General features: G+C 73.3%; 2 protein-coding genes. One reads left to right on the plus strand and one right to left on the minus strand.

Translation table 11 applies throughout. The features are described from left to right. Positions 1-88 precede the first annotated feature (88 nt). Complete coding sequence (locus ACIA8D_RS35205; RefSeq protein WP_399238335.1) at positions 89-1,090, minus strand: GlxA family transcriptional regulator; 1,002 nt, start codon at positions 1,088-1,090, stop codon at positions 89-91. A 94-nt stretch (positions 1,091-1,184) separates the two neighbouring features. On the opposite strand from ACIA8D_RS35205, the gene ACIA8D_RS35210 reads away from it, so the two are divergent. After that, complete coding sequence (locus tag ACIA8D_RS35210; RefSeq protein WP_399238336.1) at positions 1,185-1,778, plus strand: cysteine hydrolase family protein; 594 nt, start codon at positions 1,185-1,187, stop codon at positions 1,776-1,778. Positions 1,779-1,895: the final 117 nt, after the last annotated feature.

Genomic DNA, 1,895 nt, shown 5'->3' on the forward strand with positions numbered 1-1,895 from the left:
CGACGCTCCGCGTCGCCTCCCTCCTCCGCCTTGCGATCGCACGCACCAGGCCCCGCTCCCTGATCCGGCCTGATCCAAACGACAAGCCCTAGACGGTCACCCTGAAGCGGTGCCGGTACGCCGTCGGCGTCGTGTCGAGCCGGCGGCGAAAGGCCCGCACCAGGGTGTCCGTCGTGCCGAAACCGCAGGTGGAGGCGATCCGGTCCAGAGTGTCGTCGGAGGACTCGAGCCGCTGGCGGGCCCGCTCGACGCGCGCCGACTCGACGTACGCGCTCGGTGTCGTGCCCAGTTCGGACTTGAAGATCCGGGTGAGCTGGCGCTCGCTGACATGGGCGTGCGCCGCGAGGTCCGCGACGGTGAGCGGGTCGCCGAGACTCCGGGTGATGTGCTGGCGGAGGTCCTCCACGCGCCGGGTCGTGGAGGCCTGCGCCAGCGGCACGCTGAACTGGCTCTGGCCGCTCGGCCGCTTCAGGTACATCACCAGTTGCCGCGCCACCCGCAGCGCCGTCGGCTCGCCGAGGTCGTCCGCCACCAGGGCGAGCGACAGGTCCAGGCAGGAGCTGATGCCGGCCCCGGTCCAGATGTCTCCCTCGCGGATGAAGATCGGGTCGGGGTCGACATCGATCTCCGGGTGCTCGTCCGCCAGTTGGCGCGCGGTCGACCAGTGCGTGGTGGCGCGCCTGCCGTCGAGCAGCCCGGCCGCCGCGAGCAGATGCGCCCCGACGCAGACCGACGCGACCCGGCGCGCCCGCCCGGCGAGCGTCCGCACCCGGTCGACGACGGCGGGCTCCGCCAGGGCGCGCACCCCGCGCTCCGCGTCGGGCTCGACCGAACCCGGCACCAGGAGCGTGTCGATGGACAGGCGGGCCGCGTCGTCGAAGGTGACGTCCGGCAGGACGCGTACGCCCGCCGACGTGGTGACGGGGGCCGTGGTCTCGGCGGCGAGCAGCACCCGGTACCTGGCGTCGGGGTCCTGCGTCTCGCGCCCGACCAGCGCGAAGACCTCGGGCGGGCCCGTGACGTCGAGCGTGTCGACGCCTTCGAAGAGCACGATGACGACGAGTCGTCCGGTGGTGCTCGCGCTGCTCACGGTGGCTCCGCCCCAGTGATGTCCGAATCGATGTCTGAATCTGCATGTTAGCCGTCATTGCCGACACGACGGCCTCGCTCGTAGCGTTTCAGGCATGCCTACAACGACTCTGCGCACCCTCAACGGCCTCGACGAGACGCCCGCCCCGCTCGCCGGCGCGACGCTGATCCTGGTCGACTACCAGAACACGTACACCCGCGGCGTGATGGAGTTGGAGGGCTGGCGCGGGGCCCTCGACAACGCCGCCGAACTCCTCGCCCGCGCCCGCGCGGCGGGCTCGACGGTTGTCCACGTCCAGCACGACGGCGGCGAGGGCTCCGCGTACGACGTCCGTGCCGAGATCGGGGAGATCCACCCCGACGTCGCGCCGGTCGAGGGCGAGGCCGTCGTGGTCAAGCCCGCCCCGGACGCCTTCGTCGGCACCGACCTGGGCAAGATCGTCGACGCCGCGGGCCACCAGGACGTCGTCGTCATCGGGTTCATGTCGCACATGTGCGTGCAGTTCACCGCGCAGGGCGCGTTCCTGCGCGGCAACCGGCCCACCGTGGTCGCCGACGCCTGCGCCACGCGCCCCCTGACCTCGGTCGGCGGCGTCGAACTGCCCGCCGAGCAGGTCCACTTCGGGGCGATGGCGACGATCACCGACCTGTACGGGGTGGTCGTGCCGACGGGCGCCGCCCTCGCCTAGGGCTTGTCGGTGGGGGGGGGGCGGGGGGGCCCCCGCCCCCCCCCCACCCCCCCCGCGAACCAACAGACCCCGCGCCCCCCCAGCCCACCCCCCCGGGCCGCCGCCACCCCCCCCCGG

The organism is Streptomyces sp. NPDC051684 (genome assembly GCF_044453445.1).
Taxonomy (GTDB): domain Bacteria; phylum Actinomycetota; class Actinomycetes; order Streptomycetales; family Streptomycetaceae; genus Streptomyces.

Bases quoted from the DNA above. Each gene is read 5' to 3' on its own strand.
- ACIA8D_RS35210 (WP_399238336.1), top strand. From the start codon at position 1,185: ATGCCTACAACGACTCTGCGCACCCTCAACGGCCTCGACGAGACGCCC.